The following is a 19,047-nucleotide window of genomic DNA, read 5'->3' on the forward strand; positions in this document are numbered from 1 at the left end:
TGCGACGCTCCATTCCTGCGGACTGCCGGGATGCAAGGGGACGCGATTAGAACGATGAGTACCTTTACTGACGCACCGCATATTGCGCGAATCGCTAAAGCTCTTTGGGCGCGGGAGCCGGTGGGGTCGGCAGCTTTGTTGGTCGGCGCTGGTTTCAGCCGCAACGCTACGCCGGTGCGGGCCTCAGGGGGCACGATGCCGGGCTGGAACGACATCTATGAAACAATGGTAATCCAGCTTTACCCGGCCCCCTCCGGGAATGCGACAGGCGACATTCATGACGCTGAGGTCGGTCACCGCGAATGGTTGTTGCGGCAGAGTGGCGCGACCAGCGCGTATCTACGAGTCGCAGAAGAATTCGAGGCACAGTTCGGACGCAACGCGCTCGACGAATTGATATTGGCTAATGTGCCCGACCCTCAGTTCGAGCCGGGCAAACTGCACAAGATGCTCGTCCAGCTCCCTTGGGCGGATATTATGACGACCAACTGGGACACGCTGCTGGACCGTGCGGCTGAGAGGGCGGAGGAGCGCGTCTATAGCGTTTTGCGCACAGTCGAGGAGATCCCGGAGGCACGGGCACCGAGAGTAATCAAGCTGCACGGTAGTTTCCCCTCCCATCGCCCGTTCATCTTCACGGAAGAGGATTTCAGGACCTATCCGGCGCGTTTTGGGGCATTCGTCAATCTCGCGCAGCAGCTCGCGATGGAGAATACTTTGGTGCTGCTGGGGTTCTCAGGAGACGATCCGAACTTCCTGTTCTGGTCTGGCTGGGTCCGCGATCGCCTAGGGCCGAAGGCGCCGCTGATCTATCTGGTCGGAGCGCTTGGGTTAAGCGCACCGAAGCGCAAGATGCTTGAAAGTCGCCGCATCCAGCCAATCGATCTCGCGAAGCTTGAGATGTTCGAGACCTGGCCGCAGAGCCAGCGGATGGAGAATGCCCACCAATGGTTCCTTGAGTCCTTGCGGGCGGCCGAGCCGTACCGCGCGCAACGCTGGCCGCGGCCGGCAGCAGGTTTCGTACCGCCTCTTGTGCATGTGACCCCGGTTCCCGATTCAAGATCACCAATGCCGGATCGGGAGTCGACCGAGACGAATGCGCCCGTTCAAATGGTTCGTGAGTTAGTCACACAGTGGCGGCAGAACCGGACCGTTTATCCCGGCTGGGTGGTGCCGCCCTTTGGCACGAGCCAGTTGCTCTGGCAACGCCTATGGGAGCGTTTGGGCGTAATCGTCGACGGACTGCGTGCGCTCGGCGAGGAGGAGCGGCTCGAGGCATTGTTTGAGCTCAACTGGCAACAGGAGGCGGCGCTGGTACCGCTGGTCCTGACCGTCGATGACGTAATTCTCGAACTTTTGGACGCTTCGATCGGCCGCTACGAACAATTACTTCCCGAGCAGGCACGACAATTCCGCGCCCTTGCGCTCGCTATCCTGCGCCACGCCCGCGAGGAGAACGACGCCGGCCTTTACACGCGCTGGGCGGATTGGCTCAAGCCCAGACTTGCTGAGGACAAAGAAGGGCTTGAACGGCTGAGTTATGATAGCTGCCTGCGCCTGCGCGCAGATTTTGATATCGATGGGCTCGAGGCAGCGCTCAAAAAGTGGAATGTCCAGGGCGACAGCTTCTGGCTGCTGCGCAAGGCGGCCTTGCTGGCGGATCTTGGGCGCGACGAGGAAGCATCACTGTTGTCGGCGCAGGCACTCAACGCGATCCGCGAGCAAACTCAGCGGGGCGCCAAGGACATCGCGTCCTGGTCGCGTGAGAGCTTCGCCCTGTTGTTCCGCAGCTCCGTCTTGTACGGCACGATCGGCGATTGGCACGAGAACAAGCCCGCGCGCGACCGATTCGACATGCGCCAGGAGGAACTCCAAGCGCGTGGCTGCCCGGGTCGCAGCGACTTCTTCAACTTCATGGAGCGCCTCGCTCAGCCGCCGCCGCCGCTCAAGCAGGAGCGCGAAAGCACGCGGCGATTTGATCTGGGCTCGATATATCGAACGTTCAATTTTGGACCACTAGATCCACGCGTTGACCGGCTTCTTGCCTATCAGGCTCTCCGTTTCCAGGAAGAGGGAGGCCTGCCGCTTCGCATTGGACATGCAGCGGTCGCCAGGCAAGTCGTGTTCGAAGCTGCGCTCTGGCTGATGGATGTGGCACCAACAAGGGCGATCGATGCTTTTCTTCGGGCCTCAGCTGGATTGACGAGCAAGGAGTTCGACACGCTTTTCTCCCGTTCGACGATCGCCAGGATCAACGCGGGCGAGGCGGACCGTCTAATCGATCGCGTTCTCCGCCTGATCGATGCGGCGAAGGAGCGTGTCCATGCGGGAAACATGGAGCCGCGCTTTTGGATGGAACGGCTCAAATCCGCTCTCGAAATCGCTTCGCGCGTGGTCCTGCGCACGCCGCATCGTGCTCCAAAGTTGCTGGAGATCGGACTTACCTTACATGCTGATCCCCGATTTCCCCGGAGCATCGATCTGGGCGATCAGCTAGGCCAGATGGTGAGCCGCTGCTTTGAGGCTGCAGAGATCCCCGCGTACGATGCGATGCTGCTGGCAATCTTCGAACATCCGATCACCAAGAACCTAGGCAATTTCGCCCATGGCGTTCGCGATCCGGAGGAGAATCTCCCGGGCGACGTCAAAGTGGGGAAACCCGATCCGAAATGGCGGACGATCGTCTCAGATACACTCGCGGCGTTGCGTCAGGCCGATACACGGCTCGCGGCCTCGTCGCGAGCGGCATGGCTGTTCAATGCCGAGCTTCTCAATGAAAAAGACTTACAGGTGTTTGGCGAAGGATTGTGGGATCCAGCTTACGTTGAAGACGGCCTGCCCAGCGGGACTGTCTTCTTCTCCGGTGCCTTCCTCTCATTTCCAAAGCCGGCCAGCGCGGATGTGCACGGAGCCTTGTGCGCCAGGTTTATTTCCGACACTCCGCTCACGGATGCAGATCTCAAGAGCGGTGCGCTGGCAAACCTGCTCAGAGGGAAACAGTTCTTGATCGACGAGGCTCAACTCGTTGCGCTAATCGAGCGTCTTCACGTTTACATTGCAGATCACGCTGCCGTATCGGCAAGACCAGACCTGTTCAGCAGTAGTGATCGGAACTTAGCACAGGAATGCGGGCGGATCGTAGCGAACCTGGCGATACGCGCGAGATCAAGCTCGGCTGCGACCGAGAAATTGCAGTCCCTGGCGATACTCGATCGATATCCGCTTCGTCTGGAACCAGCCTACCCTTGGCTTCTCGATCTGGGCATTGTGGCGGTGGATGCTGCCATAGAGGGGCTGCGCGCGTTGACTGGAAGTGGCGATGAGACCGATACGCTGGTTCTCTCGGCCCTGCTGGATCAAATGTACTGGTCGAAAAGCTGTGATCCTGACTTTGAAGCGGTGTTCTGGCGCGAGATCGCGCAGGTGCTGGCGGTGCGAACGCCGGCACCGTTAATGTGCGTGATCCGTTTCTTGGCATCCTCGATGCGCAAGGACCAGGCGCGGATACCTGCCGAAATTGATGAGGCGTTGAGTATCGGGCTTAGACTGATCCTCGACGAAACCGAGATGACAGGCCCGGCAGAGCATCTGCGCTATGATCCGTTCCTCGCGAGATATCTAAGCGCCGCGCTAGTCAGTGCGATGGACCGCAGCAACCGCGGCGACCCGGCCATGCGCGCCGCCTGGTCCGAGGCGATTGAAAGCGACCCATTGCCGGATACGCGCCGCGGCTGGGCAAACGCCTTTCGTGAACATAAGGCTGAAGGCGATACGAACGAGGACTGATTCGCAGAAGGCAAGCGTTGGCTTCGTCGATCAGCATCACCAGCCAGCGAGCATTGCCGCCCTTCTTAACCACCTCTTGACAGAGAACCCGGGGTTGTTTCCGGCAACTAGTATTTTGTTGTCACATACGTACCAAACGTTCCGTAGCATTCGTAACCTGTCCGATTGTTCTTGTGCTTGTTCAAAGTCGCATCGTAGCTCTTCTTGTTGAACGTCTTTCCGCAGACGGAGCACCTGAAGACGTAGGTTGGGCCATTTGCTGCGGCGAAACTCGAGCTTCGGGTCGATCTAAGAGCGGGCAAACGCCGAATAACTGGCGGGCGGCGCGCCGCGAAAGTTGCTCCTGAGCCTGAACTCGCGGTCCGTGGAATGCTTTGAAGGCCAGATGGCGTAAGTTCAATTGGGTAGCGCGGCGCGAAGGGCGTCTGGGTGGCTTTGACCCCAAGAATGCTTTCGACTAGATAACTGCGCGGTTGCCCGTTGTCTGCGCGCACCGCCATGAGCAGCACGTCTCCTGCTTGTGAGCGTCGGAGGGAGTAAGCTTCGATCGCGCGCGTCGAGCGGTTGCCCTGCTTGTCCTGATAATCGATTTCCACAAGGAGCCGGTTAGCCGCAGCGAAGCGGATCATCTCAATGTAGGTTTGGCCTCGAACGCCCGCTGGCAAACTGATGATCCGTTCACGGATGAGCGTGTCACCAATGCCTATAGGCATCGCCGCGAGTGGTTGCGTGACGGCGCCTTCGAGCCAGGCGAAAATTTCTGGGAGCGACTCCCAGAAGATCGCGACCGGCAGGAGCGCCGGGAGCTGGTGCTCCAGCATGTGGATCCAGCCCGATTCAAGATCCGTGCGGTGCGGCTCGAGGTCAGCTATGCGCGGAATATCGATGCCCTTGAAGTCACATTTGGCGCGTAGGACTTCCATAAAGCGCTGCGGGTCAGGGCGTGCCTCGGAATTTCGGTAGAGGTGCACGACGTCATAGAGGTCGCGTGGGCGTGTCCGCTCTGCGAGCGCCCGGAATTTTTCGGCGAAGGCCTCGACGTAGTCATAGGCCAAGACCTCAATACCGTCTTCTGGAACGTCGCTATACTGGTGGAATATCTGCGCGCGGACAGGCGGTAGAACGACACGTTCGTCAGCAGTCAGGTCGAGTTTGATGCGCGGAAGCGCGTGGGGTGATGAGACAGGCCCCTTATAGCTGATCTTACCCTGACACGAGATTTGTCCACGGGGATTCTGATAGATCTCGAACTCTTGCTTGTCGGCTGGAATCTCGATGCCGGTTTGTTCGTAGATCCATTCACCGATTTCAGAAAACGTGCTCTTCAAAAAGTCGGCGTCGAGTTGGTCGGGCTTAATAAGCGTAAAATCGAGGTCTTCGGAAAAGCGATAGGTCTCGAAGAAACATTTCTTCAGGCACGTGCCGCCCTTGAACACCCAATTCTCCACGAGATCCTCGTGTTGGTAGATACCGGCGAGCATCCATCCGAGGACGTAGTCCTTCTCAACGACATGTGGCGTGAGGGATGTCTGCTGGGCGATGGCGAGGATTTCGCGCTTTTCGATCATGTCGTTCCCTCGCGAGCCCAGCTCGGGGGAACGCGCAGTCGCCACTTTGTCACAACGTGCGGCCCGTCCTGGGCGGGGTCGAGCTTGGCGTGGCCGCCGCTGAGATGGTGTTCGCAAAGGCGCGCCAGCGTCGCTCCTTCGGGGGAGCGTTCCGCAAGAAAGCCCAGGCGCTTGAAAACGGCGCCATTGGCGAAACGCACCGCGTACTCGATGAGCTTCTGGTCGTCGCGGTCGACACGGCGTAGGTAGGCAGCGAGGCAATCGGCCAGGTGCTGGATTCCGCCGCCGATCGCTGGGTCATCCAGCATATCGATGATCGTACGGTGCACGTCCGATACGGGCACACGCGTCTGATGGCGCCAGACACTCTTCGTGCCAAAGAGCTTCCGCTCATCGATGTGCTTCAACGAAAAAAGCGTGCCGTGTCTCTCCTGGCGCTTCTGTCGCAAAGCCTGTGCGGTCATCACGAGAATGTCCTTGAAGATTTGTTCGGTGAGGTCCCAATGCTCGGCCGCGGTGCGACCCCCGATATAGGCTGGCGCGAAGAGCGCGGGGACGAGCACCCATGGATCATCAAGGACGCGATCCGACCCCATCGTATCAATTGACGCTGCAACATAGGCGCCCCGGCCCACCCGGCTCAGCCATCCCTGCTCGACCCAGCGCGACAATCGCTGGGCGGCGGCGGTGCGGTCGAGTTGGAGCGCAGCCACTACATCATCGACGTGAATGACGTCGCCTGCCGCGGAAAGCACACGGACAAGTTGGGAACGACCTTGGGGAAGACGGGGAGGACTTTTCGTCATTTGCGTTAATTAGCAAAAAATGCGAATTTTTGCAACTAAGGCAATGAAATTTAGTCGTTTCTGCATCTCTCCAATTTCGCGATAAGTGCGAACTAGAGCGAACAGATCAATAGGCAGGAGACCGGGCCTTTAAAACGCAAAAAATCGCCCCGGCTAGACCGGGACGGTTATTGATTTATGATAGCATTGGTTGCGGGGACGCGCTTGAGGTAGGTCGCGACTGACCTCCTCATCGAGTCGCCTGCGGGAGACGCAACCCTAAGCCGCTTCGGGGCGGGCGACGAAAATCTGTACAGAGACACGTTTGTGAATAGGCACCACATTCTCGGCTTTGACCGGATTGACATAGTTGGCCCATGCTCGCATCAGCTGCGGCGCTTCTCGATGGCAACCGACCTGCGATACCCAGAGGAGAGATGTAAGCTTCGGCCTGTCGTTGGTAGAGGCGTTAGAAGTAAGAAAAGCACCAGCCGGCGCCTTTGCCATCAACGGCGATGATGGAATTTCTTATCCCTATCGGCTCGGCAGTGGTGAGCGGTCCTTGTTCCGCTTGTCTGCGACGTAGCTCTGCCCATTCTCCATCTTCATTATGTCGAAGAGGCCAGTCGCCGCGAAGAGTGCCGGAAAGTTCTTGACTCCATAGTTTCGTGGATCGATGGGCGCCTGTCGTTTCGCTGCGCTTCCTGCCGATGACATAGCTGCCCATCCATCGTCTTGCGCCGTGGCTTCCACAGCGCCACGCAGGATCGTCACGAGGGTCGTATCTTGGGACAGAGATTTTCCCGTTCGCTTGTCGGCGGACTTTTCGGCGGGCGTTTTAGATTTGGCCGCCGATTCCGCTTTGGTCTTTGGTTTCTCGCCGGGGGCCTCAGGAGTTGTCGGTTGCTCAGCATCGTCTAGGCTATCGAGGTAGAGGAAAGTCGTGCAGGCATTGATGAAGGGAGTGGGCGTTTTGCGTTCCCCAAATCCGTAGACTTCGTGTCCATTGGCCTTCAACTGCATCACTAGTGGTGTGAAATCGGCGTCGCTGGAAGCCAAACAGAAAGCGTCAAGCCTTTGCGTGTAGAGAAGCTCCATTGCATCGATCACAAGCGCAATATCTGTGGCGTTTTTGCCGGCCGAATAGGTGAACTGTTGAATGGGCCGAATTGCAAAATTGTGCAGCTTGTCTTTCCAGTTCCTGAGATTGGCGCTTGCCCAATCGCCATAGGCGCGGCGGATATTGGCCGTGCCGTATTTTGAAAGTTCGGCCAGTATCGCTGCGATCTTGCCGTGGGACACATTGTCCGCATCGATGAGCAAGGCGATTCGCCGATCAGATGTGGTTCGCGACCTGTCCTCATTCTCCATTCGATTGTTCGCCCTCCCTGCGCATCTTCATTGATAGCATCTATGTGCGATGTGCGCACGATTGTGGTTCAAGCAGCGCCCTCGGGTGCACGGCGAGGAGCAGTTGGCCGCCTATCGAGCCCGTGGGGGGCCCTGCCACCTAATTTCGATCGATCTTCGGCGACGTTACGGTCTATGCAGAGCGTCGGCGATAGCAGAAGAGTGCTTCTTCGATAGTGGGTCTCCCGATGTAGCGGTCTACCGACTCGAACCCCATAAGTGCTTGGATCAAGGTTGCACCACATCGGATCCACGCATCCCAACCTCCTTCGCAAGTGCCCGCAATTCGGCTGGTGGCGCAAGGCAAAAAGTTCGAAAAGCTTCCAAGAACCCCAGCCAAACCGGATGCTGGGCAGGCAACTTCGCTCGACGAGCGTCTTTCGTTCTACGGTAGCGACTACTTCTGAAATAACATCAAAGGGCGAATTCTGCGTCGGCTCCACTGCAGTTCGATAGACCAAGCTTAGGAGGGCGGTTGCGTCGTTGAACATCAACCAATAGAGAGGGATAAATCAGACAAAAGGACCACCAATGACCAACGAATCCGCTACCCGCTCTGCCGAACTAGCTGAGTTAACCGCCGACATTGTCTCAGCGTATGTCAGCAACAATCCATTGCCAGTGTCTGGCTTGCCGGACATGATAGCATCGGTTCATGCTTCGCTGTCCGGACTTGGCACGCCGATTCCGCCTGTCGTTGAGCCGCAAACTCCCGCGGTCAACCCGAAGAGATCGGTGACGCCGGACTTCATTATCTGCCTCGAAGACGGCAAGAGGTTCAAATCCCTGAAGCGGCATCTTAGTACGGACTTCGGCCTGACACCGGAGGCATATCGCGCCAAATGGAACTTGCCGCACGACTACCCTATGACAGCTCCGAATTACGCCGCTCAGCGCTCGCAATTGGCGAAGTCCATCGGGCTTGGCCGCAAGGCTGAACCCGTCGCACCAGCCAAGAAGGCACCTGCCAAGCGGAAAGCCAGAGCGTAGTCCGCCACCACCTGACGCAACGGAAAGACTCAGCTATATCTGGAGAGCGGCGGACCTGAAAAGGACCGTCTGGCCGGCGCCATTCGGGCAACCTCCCAGCGGGGAGCCGGCCTTTTTTCTTAGCGGGGCGGCAATAGATGATTACTTCAATTGTCGGTTAGTCAATCTGCGGCAGTGCCGGTTTGGTTGTGGCTATAGTAGCTGGTCACCGCCTGCGGCTACCGCCGGCGAACACGTCTCAGGGACCTGTCGCCAGCGCTTGGTATTGTCATCAGGCGGCTTCGCGATGATCGATGACGGCCTCGGCTTCCAACTCGTGCCGCGGTCACCGTGCGTTCATCCTCTGATTATCCCGTCACTCCTACATTGCGACATGGGGATGAGATTTTGAGAGTAGTTCGCCTCGCGTTTCTTGAGCTCGCCCCGCTCAGCCCTCTTGGCTGGCTCAAACTCGCCGACAAGCGTCGCCTCATTCCAATTCGTCGACTCGGACGTCAACCCCAAGCACTAACGGGTCGAGGCGATGGTACCGGAGATCGCACTCCTCATTTTCCGGTTGGCCCGGGGTCGACCGACCTTGCACACTTTATTGGCAGTTGATCCGATTTCTATCCAGACGTATCCCCTGCTTCTACTCCCCCACTCAGCGGCTTTTATTTCCGATGCACATACCCACTCATGGCTGCGCAACTGCATGACCAAGGGTTTGGGAGCGTGCTTGAGCCTGCTCACATGTCCCCGACGTCGGACATTTGGAGAGCTTGATGGACAACAGGAAGTTTTTGACAGCTGAGGAAGTGTCGGAACGCTATCGCGGCAGCATCTCTCTTGGAACGCTGCGAAATTGGCGAGCCAAGAGGATTGGACCGGCGTACGTCAAGCTTGGCAAAGCCGTGTTGTACCCAATTAAGGAACTCGAGACGTGGGATCAAAAGAATACAGTGGCGTGCCGTGCGTCAAAGCGATTCAGCATGAACGGCGGTGAGTGAGCGTGATTAGTGACGGAGGAGCATCCAGTACCGCCGCCAAAAGCCGCTCCTCACGTTCTTGGAGATAGGGATTTTTGCAATACCTTTCAACAAGATAGCTTACGGAGAGAGGAAGTTGCATAACCAACCCGTTCGATACCCGTCGGACATGCCGGATCACCTCGAGTCACGTTCAGCGCTTTGAAGCAGTGTCTTGAGCATCTCTGCCGCCAAACTGGGCGCCCAAAGCGTACCGAAGTGGCGCTACCTCAGCCATTGCGAGAACGGCCTTTTCAAGCTGAGCCTTGTGTTCTTAATGCTTCGCCTGATGTCGAGCGTCGGAATGACGCGACATCAGATTAGATTCCAGCGCTCACGCCCGTAATACCGGACCATTCCCGAGTAAGGGTAACGGCCATTCATGGCCTCTTTGATGCCCGTGATAGCAATGGCCCGCACTACGGCATCGCCTAACCCGGCAAGGTCGTTCAGCCGCTTCATTTGCGTATAGACCTGCCAGCGTGCGGTAAGCAATTCGGACCGATTCAAGTCGAGTATCTGCTCGACCGCCTGCAGGGCCAAAGCCGCACGCGCCGTCCCCGGCCGCGCAGCGATCCTCACTTCCCTGAGCACTTCGTCCTCCTTCCAAGTAAAGATAGTCTCGCCATCTTCATCGTAGGGGTGAGGAAGCCAGGGGCTTTCGCCGAGCAACTGTGCAGCTAGTGCTGTGATCCTTTCCACATCACTTGGCTGCGGCGATGCAGTCGCCGCAAGGGCCAATAGCGATGTGTCGTTCATGTCCGGCAAAACGACCGGCCCAGCCGCAGTCTTACCTGATAGAAGATGCTTGTCGCTCTTCTTCCCATTGCAGATGCGGCAGCTGTAAAGATAATTGTCGTAACAATATGCCAGCCACCAGTAGATTGCCTTCGGTCGGAAATGCTCGACATCTCCGTAATAGGCGGCTGATGTAGGGCTTTCGCAGAAGGCGCACTTTCCCGCACTCTCGACTGCGAGTTGTTGCTTCGCGATTCCCCAGCGACTTGAGGAAAAGAGTTTGTCTTTGACGGCCTTCAAATCGAGTTGATTGTCGCGCGCGGCGCGATAGAGCTCGAGAAGATTAGCGCGGCAGCCTGGCTCGAGAAACGCGGTCGGCACCGCGGCACGATCACGGCTTAACTGAATCATTCGACTGCCCGTACTTGTCCAGGGGCGCTCCGTTCGAGTGCATCGACCGCCGAACTGAGCTTGGTGAAATAACTCTCAAGTGCTTCATTGCCCAAACCATCGACTTTGGACTCGGGCACAAGCTCAAGTGTCTGCCGAGCGCTCTCGAGTGCTGAAACCTCCTCTGGCGTGAGAGCCGCTGCAGGCTTCGCCGAGAGATCACGATAGATCTCCTTATTTTGCTCAATCTCCCAGCTGTCGAGAGAGCTAATCCGAAAGGCAAGGTCGTAGAGTTGATGGAGCCTCAGCTTTGAGGGATCGCCGGGGAAAGGGGCAGCCAAGACGCGCCGATTTGCGTCACGCGAGAGAATGATCGTCTCGTCCTGCTTGGCTTGCTGTAGTGTTAGTGCAGAGTGCGTGGTCGCGACGATCTGGAAATTGGGCAACGTCGTGGTAAGAAATTCGCGCAGCCGCCGCTGCCAGGCCGGATGAAGATGCGCGTCGATCTCGTCGATCAAAAGCAGGCCCCTTGCCTTCAATGGATCGCGGCGATGAGCGAACGCCTCAGTGATACGATAGAGAAGATCGCCGATCCACGCCGCGACATTCTGGAACCCGTCGCTAAGCTGGTCCAACGGCACGATCCCATCGTCCGTCTGGAACAGCAGTCTGCCTTGCCCCTTGTCGATTCCAGAAAACTGGATACCAGGGAGAAGATCGTCTAGCGCTTTTCTAACGATCCCAAGCCCGTCCTCCCCCAGTTGATAGTCCAGTGACATTGCCCAGGTTGCGAGCGGGTAGACTACCGCATTCTTGTCGAACAGCGTTGTGAGGCAATTCGCACGAGGTAGCTGACCTGTACTAAGTGCCCGGCTATCGTCGCTGACTCGGCGATAGGGGCCATATGCAGCGGTGAAATAATTCTGGGACGCATGGGAAAGTGCCTGGTCCAGCGCGGCAAGACCCGCATCATTCCGCTTCAAGATATCGCTGCGCCCGTCAGCAGACACTATGTCGAGACTGATATCTCTTGGCTCCCAGTCTTGGGTGCGAAGGCGCCCTGAGATGCGACCAGCGCTCTCGCCGTTGCGGACCCACTCCTTCGGATCCCGAACCAGGTCAGGTAGTGCGTCCGAGCCGGCCAGAAGCAACGCGGCAGCCTTAAGAATGGTTGATTTTCCGGTACCATTCTGGCCCACCAATAGAGACCATTTGCGAACTGCCGGTTCGGACACCGAACGATCCGCGAAGTCGACCGCTATGTCTGCAATCGATCGGATATTTTGTATCCTGAGCGTTTCAAGGAACATGATCTCTCCCGCGTGCTTACCGAACATAACAGAGTGGTGGGGATGTAACCATCACAGAGCATTGAGGTTAATACCCCGCGCCTGGATAGAGCGTCTTGAGAACCTTCCGCCCGCAGCCACGTGAGCTTCCGGCGCGACCATGCAGCGCAAATCTGCGGAGGAAAGCGTTGTGATGCAGCATGAGCGCTGAGCTCCGTCAGCATCGTCAAGTGCTGAGAGTGCGATTCATCCTGATCACGGCTAATATCCTACTCCAGACTGCCTGTGTACAGTTCGATTGCACCGTCATTCTTTACTGTTATCCAAAGCCTTGACCGGTCTCCGATGGCACTAACCGCAAGATTCAGTCTACGAACACGTGCCCCCGCGGAAGATAGGGTCGGTAGCCGTGGACTTCCCGGATGCGGTTCGCGACGCTACGATGGATGAAAGCTCCTTCCGGCACGAATCGCCGTTTGCCCCTCGGGAATGGCGGCCACCATTCGAACAACCGCCATACGCCCGTGAGAGAATTGTGCAGCATTGCCGTGTGATCGGGCGAGGACACCGGCCCAACTGGTCTTAGCGGTACGACTAGGTCGTAGACTAACTGGTCGATGCGCACCCCAGCGTGCCGAGCTTCCCGCACCATCCATTCCAGTGCGATCTTCGACAATCCACCTTCCGCATCGGGGTAACTGCCTCCGACATCGCTGTGCACGCCAGGAAACCAAACCTGCCGCACATCTTGATCGTTCGTATATTGACTATGACCAATCCACAAGTTGGTCCGGTAGAAGCGTCGCCGCTCATCGAGCGCTATGGCGTGGCGGATTACGCGGACACGGGAATTGTCGAACGTGAGCGGAAGCGACACGCTAGTGAAGGCTGCCCTGCGCGGATCGAACTGGTATACCGACTTGACGGTATCCCATAGGCCGAGGAACGCAATCTCCGGGCGGTACGTGGCAAAAGTATCGCAAAACGGGGCCACAATCGGCGCATTCGCGGGCGCAGCATAGAGCTTCATGGCATACGGCACGAGATTCTCGCGCGAGGCTTCGAGGACACCCATCTTGGCGACCAGTCCGGCCAGCGCCCGCGCGACATAGGCACCTCGGCTAAAGCCAAAAATATATATTCGATCGTCCGGCCGATAGGTCCGCATAAGAAACCGGTATGCCGACCCAATCCGATCGAAAGCGCCCATGCCGAGACCCATGCCGAGGACTCTGAGCAATTCCTGTCGGCTGATGAAATCGAGCGTAGGCGCCCCTTGGGTCCCTACGCCTGGATCATAGTAGGTAACCTGATCGTCATCGCGCACCAGCATCCTTGCCAGGCGCAAAACGTTACTTTCGTCGGCCTCGACATCGTTGCCAGTGCCGTCGCAGCAAATGACTATGTTGCGTCCCATGTACTACCTTTAGGGTGTGGCCAGGTGCCTTAAGATCGATCGATGTTCGTGCTTGAGGCAATCGCAACCCGCAGCAGCCCCATGAGGCTTCTGCCGCTACCTGTAAGCACACGGTGGCCGCTGTTGCTGCACAAGTGCAGTACGCAGTCGCAAGCGGCATAAGTTCGCTACTTCATCCTCCGCTCGAGACTACCGTCAGATCGAGTGCCAAAGCGATGGAATGATGTAACGACCAATCAAAAAATCAATGCCCGATGTAATAGCCGCCTCTGCCGCAATGCAAAACCCGTTCAGAACAGAAACCGCGACCCTCCGGCTTCTGTAACACTCGCCACTACTCCCGCACCAAAGGTATGGTCGTTCTCAAGAGTGGCAGGTGCAGGTTCTCTTTGATAGCAATCAACACCGAACCAAGCGCTTCCGCTACGGCGCTCTCACTTAGGATAGACGGAGCTGGCAAACTCGTAGTCGAGTTCATCAATGTCGGTGCCGCCCGCGATCGGCTCGCCGGATTTCGTGATCTCGCCAGGGATTTCATAGCACATGATCGAGTTGCTGTCGGCGCGGGGTGTGCCGAGTAGCGAACCGTCCTCGATCGGCGTTAATACCTGCTGCTCCACTTCCTCCTTGCTCCAGCCCTGCGTCTCCCCGAAATATTGGATAGCACGATCGCGGTCGATCAGCTCGACAAGCTGTCGACGCATGTGCTCATGCGGGAAGCCGAGCGTGTGCCCGGTCTCGTGACGCACGACGCGCTTGAACTCGGATTCGCTGGTGGTCATGGTGAACGCTTCAAGGTTCATCGTCGGCTGGTCCTTCTCGATATGAAGGATATCGGTACCGAGATACGACCAGTAGCCGCCTTGATCACCGCCAGAGATGCGCGCGATCCGGACCTGCGCCTGCTTTTTCGTCTCAACGAACGAGACGTTGGCGGTCTTGGCCCAAGCATTCATGTGTAGGACGATACGCGCGCGCAAGTCCGCCGGCGCGTCGTCAAGGAAGCCGACGGTGAGCCGAACCCCACCTGCAGGCCAGCGTCGGGGAGTGAGAACTGACAACGTCGCGCGGTTTGCAGCCACGCCCGTTCGTACCAGTTTGTCGATAACGTGATCGGGCAGCCGTCGAGGCGTGCAGGTCAGTCGGATCGTCATTGCAATCTCCTTTTCTCAATCAACAAATCACTCGGTCGGCAGCACAAAGGAAGTGTTTTATTGTTGTGCGTTCTCGGGCAGTCCAGCAGGCTTCTCTGGCTTTGCCGCGGGGGCGGACGTGACCTTTGCTGGCGGCGTTGGCTTGGGTTCTGTGCCGGGCAAGGCATGCGTTGCGAGCGCCGCGATCGTTGTGAATAGAATGGCGCCGATCAAAGAGGTAACAGCTGGTCCGATCTTGCCAAGGCTATCGGCGAGCGCCGCCGTCGCTTTCAAAAGGTCGGTCATTTCGGGAACCGACGTCGTCGTCAAACCTCTTGCCCGCTCGGCCATAGCCTTGCCCGTGGCAACTGGCTTCGGCGAGAAGAGCCCAACGCTCTGTACGACATACAAGATGAAACAGATGACGCTCATGCCAAGCGTGACCCACGTGACCCAAACTGCGCCGTCCATAAAATGATCCCCCCTTAATCTTTTGCTCTGATCCTCAACCAGTCCACTCGATGTAAAGCCCCTTCGACACCAAGAACGCCGCGCCGGCGACGTCCAGTTCGGCGTCTGTCCTCGCGATTTCCGCGTGGCGTTCATTGAGAGCGGCCAGTAACTTTTCGCGCGGAATGTTCGGCCATTGCTTTACCGGCTTTGTCGAGAACAACGCGGTCAATGGTTTGGAGATGATCTCCTCAACCAAAGCCCTCGGTGTCGCGTTATGGCTACCGTGATGTCCAACTTTGAGCAGGTCTACCTTTTCAAGGACCGCTCGGCATTTCTGATCGGCCATGATCGCTTGCCACGAGCCCCATTGCGCGTCGCCCGGAAACAGCATGAAGTGGCCATTCGCCTCTATGACCATGACCAGGCTTGTGTTGTTGATGGCCTTGTCCAGAGCTGCTGCCAACATGCCAGAGGGCTCAACCAGCGACTTCTTGATTGCCGCCCTGTCCTCGAGGCGAAACGTTTGCCGGGCCCCTAACGGCACGTAATCTGGCTCGCTGATCTGGTAGCGCTGGGAAAACGGAGGACCGACGCGCCGCTTTGGAATGCGTGTCGGCCACTTCAGATATCCCGCACCCTCGGGCGGATCCATACTTGCCAACGCCTTCGCGTCGCGCGTCGGGCCAAGCACATGGAAGGTAACGCCCGCCAGGCCATTTACTGTCCGAGCTTCGCAGGCTGTATTCGCAATGGGCAAAAACGCCCGCGGGGGCTCCCCAGCGAAGCCGCTGTGGAGCGTGGCCATTGCTTTTTCGTTGGTCAACGCATTCAGCGCGATGGCCTGGAGGTTGCGTGCCCTCGCCTGAGCGATCGTTTCTCGTGCTGGCGTGATTTCGAGCGGATTTTGGTTGCTAGGTGCGCCGGCAAGTGCCAACGCCAAAGCCGAATGGCGTTCGCGGATTTTTGCGGCGCGCGGATCCTGCGGATCCTCCGTCCAAGGCATCCAAACCTCGCCGACCTCGACGTTGGCCCAGCGCGGATCATCGAAACCCCAAACATGATCCTTATGCCGATGCGTGGCGATCACCAAGGCAAGGCGCTCTCCGGAAGTCTTGATGATGTCGGAAACAATGTTATCGAGCTGCGCCTTCTTTTCGGTGATCGTCCCGCAATCGATCAGCACATATTTCGATCCCGCATCATCGTGAAACCCGAGCAAAAAGCAGTCACCGAATCCGACCTCATACATTCGGATCGTGCGTCGCATCACAGCGCATCCTCATGCAGCGCTCGAAGGCTCATCCGAGCTGCCATGCGGTTTTTATACTCGGACTGGCTGAGATAATTGGTTCGTGGATCAGCCTCATCGAGATCTTCGACGAAAGCACGCTGCTTGGCCACCCGAGCATCCGCACGGGCCGAAATCGCAGGGTCGAGTGTGTGCGCTGGCAAGGGCTTCGCTATGACATAGCGCACGGTCCCATCGACACCGATGATGGCAGTGGTGCCTCCCCTCACCGGAACGCCTCCCCATTCAGGGTCGGAGGCGGTCGTCTTGTCAGTTTCGACGAACTGCGCGACAAGCTCGATCTGGAGCGCACCGGAGGGCGCGACGCGGAATACGGCGTTAAATGCCGATACATACACATCCGGTCGCCCTGTGAGCTGCAGCGCCGCACTGTTTTGCTGCGCATAAGCTACCAGCGCGTCTCGCATCGTCTTCGACACGTCGCTGCCGCTTTCCTCGTTCATATCATCGCTTATTGACGCGGGCCGCTCATCCGACCGTTTCGCAATCTTGGGGTCACTCGAGATCTTTGTGAAGCGAGCCGCTTCACGCCGCAGCAGTTCCGGCAAGAGGGAGCTAAGGCTGTCGACGATTGGTGCCGTTCCGGGCTCGGCGGCAGGCCAGCGCAACGATTCCTCTGCGAGCGACGTCGCCCCATCGGGACAGATGCCGCGTCGCCGAAATCCTTCGATTAGTGCTGCGCGCTGCCCCCAGGCGTCGTCTGGGTCGAGTTCGAAATCTGCGGTCACCAGCGCTCGCAGATAGTCCCCGAAAGTTATGTCTACCGGCGGGAGATAATCGAACGCGCGGATGCACATATTGAGCTGACGCTGCGCCGTCTGCGCCGCCTCGCTCGCAATCCTGGCGATGAGATCGGGATGGAGTTCGCCTGGCGGAAGCTTCCCGCTGCCGCCTGTGGCGATGCGAACAAGGTCCGCAATGCGTGACCTGAACGTGGTCAGGAACCCATCGAACACAGCCGCGACCAGGATAGCGCCCCGCGCGTGCGGCTCAGTCACATTGCCGTAAAGGCGCGGGTCTGGCGTTGCCGTGTCTATCGCCGAGCGGAGAGCTTTGCCGGTGCCGGTTGCTTCGCCGAACTGTCTTGCCAGGTTCACCAACAGCGAGCCATCGACGATATCGCCTCGCCCAAGTCGAATTTCATCGATCAGCAGATCGCGGTAGGAGAAGTGCTGGAGAAGCGCCACGATGTCAGAAAAGCCCTCGTGAAACGCCAGAACGTCGACGTTTGACGGCTCCAGAAAATAGCGGCGGAGCCGATCGACGATCGCATGCGTCATCTCGTGAACGATGATGTCGTGGCTTAGACAGGTGAAAATCGTTTGATTAGGGATGTTCGGTCCAGGCTTGGCTGGATCAGCCGAGAAGTAGCCGAACAGCACCGCGTGGAGGTCGCGGTCGTAAAAGGCATTCTCACCTTCGAAGGCGTGCGGAAGCAGGCGAAGCTTATTCCGGACATCGCTCTTTTTCAGCGAAACTCGGCGACCGAGCGCCCGATCGAAGTTGGTCAGGGTGCGCGAGGCGACCGCATACACCATCTGTTGATGGAAATGCGGATCAGCTTCCGAGGGCGCGAGGCCAGACTGCATTAGGATTGAAGGATGGTCGAGATTTACGGCATCGTAGAACAAGTTGTTCTCAGCGTCGTAGTCGACGACTTCTAGACGGGCCCCTATCGGCCCAGCATCGAGCGGTTCATTCTCAATGCCGATTGTGGTCGTTCGAGCGACTTTGTAACCACGCGCCGGATCAGTCGCATAGATCCTCAATGGACGCAGTGACGGCCGCGGAATGTCGAGCATTGCAAAATCCCCCCACCCACCCGAGCGGAATCAAGATGCGACAATTCGATGTAAGACAAAACCTCGCCTAAAGAGTAACGCAAAGCACGCCTCGTGGCTAGACAGTAAGTAAAATTGCTCTGTTACCGGTCGTCTCCTTTCGATGGCATCGCCAGCATTGTCTTCGCTCGAAATTTTCCGATTCCGCCTCGGCCCCGCCTTTATTGATCGAACGATTCCCGCCTACCGCACTCTGCGCCTCGTAGATCGCCATCCGAGCATTGCCTACTCAGAGTATAGAGCGGGGCAGACTTTGCTCCTTTTTTTGCCAGAACGGGATGCGTCCTTGCATCTAGCGACTGCTTCCGATTTTCCTGCTCCGATAGCAGATCGGCAGGAAGGTTCCCAACCCAGCCTTCTTGATCGGCCCGCGCTTGGACTCGCCGGGCGGCCGGTCCCGGGATCCGGCGATCGAAAGACTGGGATGAAGCGCATTTCCGCTAATTGGGCCGGAAACGGCCCGACTGCTTCTGCGTCTGGCCGAGCAAATAGCGGGCATTCAGCCCATCAGTCCTGTGATCTCGGCTTGGCCGTAAGCAAACCTACCGATGTTGCGTCAAAGGATTACGTGGTAGGTTGCGGAATGACGCGCTGCCACACGTCCAAATTCGACCTCGATCGGCGTTCAATTTTCGTTATGGATAGATAAGGTACCGAACATTCCGCTGCCCCGACTCAAATGTGGGAACCGCCTTGGTCAAGTCGATTCGTACATATTCCGAAAAGACCAAGAAAATAGTTTTTGCCGAGAGCGGCAACCGATGCGCATTTCCCGGCTGCATAACTCCGGTCGTATCGCGGCACTGGGACGGCGATGATGGTGTGATAACAGGGGAGATTTGCCACATAGTAGCCGCGAGTCCCGGGGGTCCGCGAGCCGGTGTTGGAAAAGCAGACAAAAAGGTCAACTACGCCAGTAACCTTATTATCC

Annotated in this window: 13 protein-coding genes; 3 read left to right on the plus strand and 10 right to left on the minus strand. The window is 57.8% G+C overall.

Annotated features, from left to right (window positions below; all coding sequences use genetic code 11):
* Positions 1-54 precede the first annotated feature (54 nt).
* On the plus strand, positions 55-3,786 hold the full coding sequence (locus X730_RS159095; RefSeq protein WP_196814793.1) for an SIR2 family protein: 3,732 nt from the start codon (positions 55-57) through the stop codon (positions 3,784-3,786).
* 107 nt (positions 3,787-3,893) lie between these two features.
* Here X730_RS159095 and X730_RS1000000165170 read toward each other — a convergent pair whose 3' ends face one another.
* From X730_RS1000000165170 to X730_RS159085, 3 genes are all read right to left on the minus strand, one after another.
* On the minus strand, positions 3,894-5,354 hold the full coding sequence (locus X730_RS1000000165170; protein ID WP_023825689.1) for a nucleotidyl transferase AbiEii/AbiGii toxin family protein: 1,461 nt from the start codon (positions 5,352-5,354) through the stop codon (positions 3,894-3,896).
* Positions 5,351-6,160 carry a type IV toxin-antitoxin system AbiEi family antitoxin gene (locus tag X730_RS159090; RefSeq protein ID WP_031196630.1) on the minus strand — a complete coding sequence of 270 codons (810 nt, stop codon included), beginning with the start codon at positions 6,158-6,160 and terminating at the stop codon, positions 5,351-5,353. The genes X730_RS1000000165170 and X730_RS159090 overlap by 4 nt, the downstream gene beginning before the upstream one ends.
* A 513-nt stretch (positions 6,161-6,673) precedes the next feature.
* The gene (locus tag X730_RS159085) at positions 6,674-7,462 is read right to left on the minus strand and encodes an NYN domain-containing protein (protein WP_196814794.1); all 789 of its coding nucleotides are present in this window, start codon (positions 7,460-7,462) and stop codon (positions 6,674-6,676) included.
* Positions 7,463-8,080: 618 nt separating this feature from the next.
* Here X730_RS159085 and X730_RS159080 point away from each other — a divergent pair.
* On the plus strand, positions 8,081-8,539 hold the full coding sequence (locus X730_RS159080; protein WP_023825692.1) for a MucR family transcriptional regulator: 459 nt from the start codon (positions 8,081-8,083) through the stop codon (positions 8,537-8,539).
* Positions 8,540-9,303: 764 nt separating this feature from the next.
* Complete coding sequence (locus X730_RS0133245; RefSeq protein WP_031196632.1) at positions 9,304-9,528, plus strand: helix-turn-helix domain-containing protein; 225 nt, start codon at positions 9,304-9,306, stop codon at positions 9,526-9,528.
* Positions 9,529-9,861: 333 nt separating this feature from the next.
* Here the strand turns inward: X730_RS0133245 and X730_RS1000000165175 are convergent, their stop codons facing one another.
* The 7 genes from X730_RS1000000165175 to X730_RS159050 form a co-directional block, all read right to left on the minus strand.
* Complete coding sequence (locus tag X730_RS1000000165175) at positions 9,862-10,695, minus strand: HNH endonuclease (RefSeq protein WP_023825694.1); 834 nt, start codon at positions 10,693-10,695, stop codon at positions 9,862-9,864.
* Positions 10,692-11,984, minus strand: coding sequence for an AAA family ATPase (locus X730_RS159075; RefSeq protein WP_196814795.1), 1,293 nt, complete (start codon positions 11,982-11,984; stop codon positions 10,692-10,694). The genes X730_RS1000000165175 and X730_RS159075 overlap by 4 nt, the downstream gene beginning before the upstream one ends.
* Before the next feature lie 343 nt (positions 11,985-12,327).
* A complete protein-coding gene (locus X730_RS159070; RefSeq protein ID WP_023825696.1) occupies positions 12,328-13,380 on the minus strand; it encodes a DUF2235 domain-containing protein in 1,053 nt (350 codons plus the stop codon).
* A 434-nt stretch (positions 13,381-13,814) separates the two neighbouring features.
* A complete protein-coding gene (locus tag X730_RS159065; protein WP_081731512.1) occupies positions 13,815-14,534 on the minus strand; it encodes a M12 family metallopeptidase in 720 nt (239 codons plus the stop codon).
* A gap of 57 nt (positions 14,535-14,591) precedes the next feature.
* Positions 14,592-14,984, minus strand: a complete 393-nt coding sequence (locus tag X730_RS159060) for a hypothetical protein (RefSeq protein ID WP_023825698.1) — start codon at positions 14,982-14,984, stop codon at positions 14,592-14,594.
* A gap of 34 nt (positions 14,985-15,018) precedes the next feature.
* Complete coding sequence (locus X730_RS159055) at positions 15,019-16,233, minus strand: MBL fold metallo-hydrolase (RefSeq protein WP_155922406.1); 1,215 nt, start codon at positions 16,231-16,233, stop codon at positions 15,019-15,021.
* Positions 16,233-18,077: a hypothetical protein gene (locus X730_RS159050; RefSeq protein ID WP_023825700.1), complete on the minus strand. Its 1,845-nt coding sequence runs from the start codon at positions 18,075-18,077 to the stop codon at positions 16,233-16,235. Before X730_RS159050 ends, X730_RS159055 begins: the two co-directional genes overlap by 1 nt.
* Positions 18,078-19,047 lie beyond the last annotated feature (970 nt).

The sequence above is a fragment of the Mesorhizobium sp. L103C131B0 genome, from assembly GCF_000502275.1.
GTDB lineage: Bacteria > Pseudomonadota > Alphaproteobacteria > Rhizobiales > Rhizobiaceae > Mesorhizobium.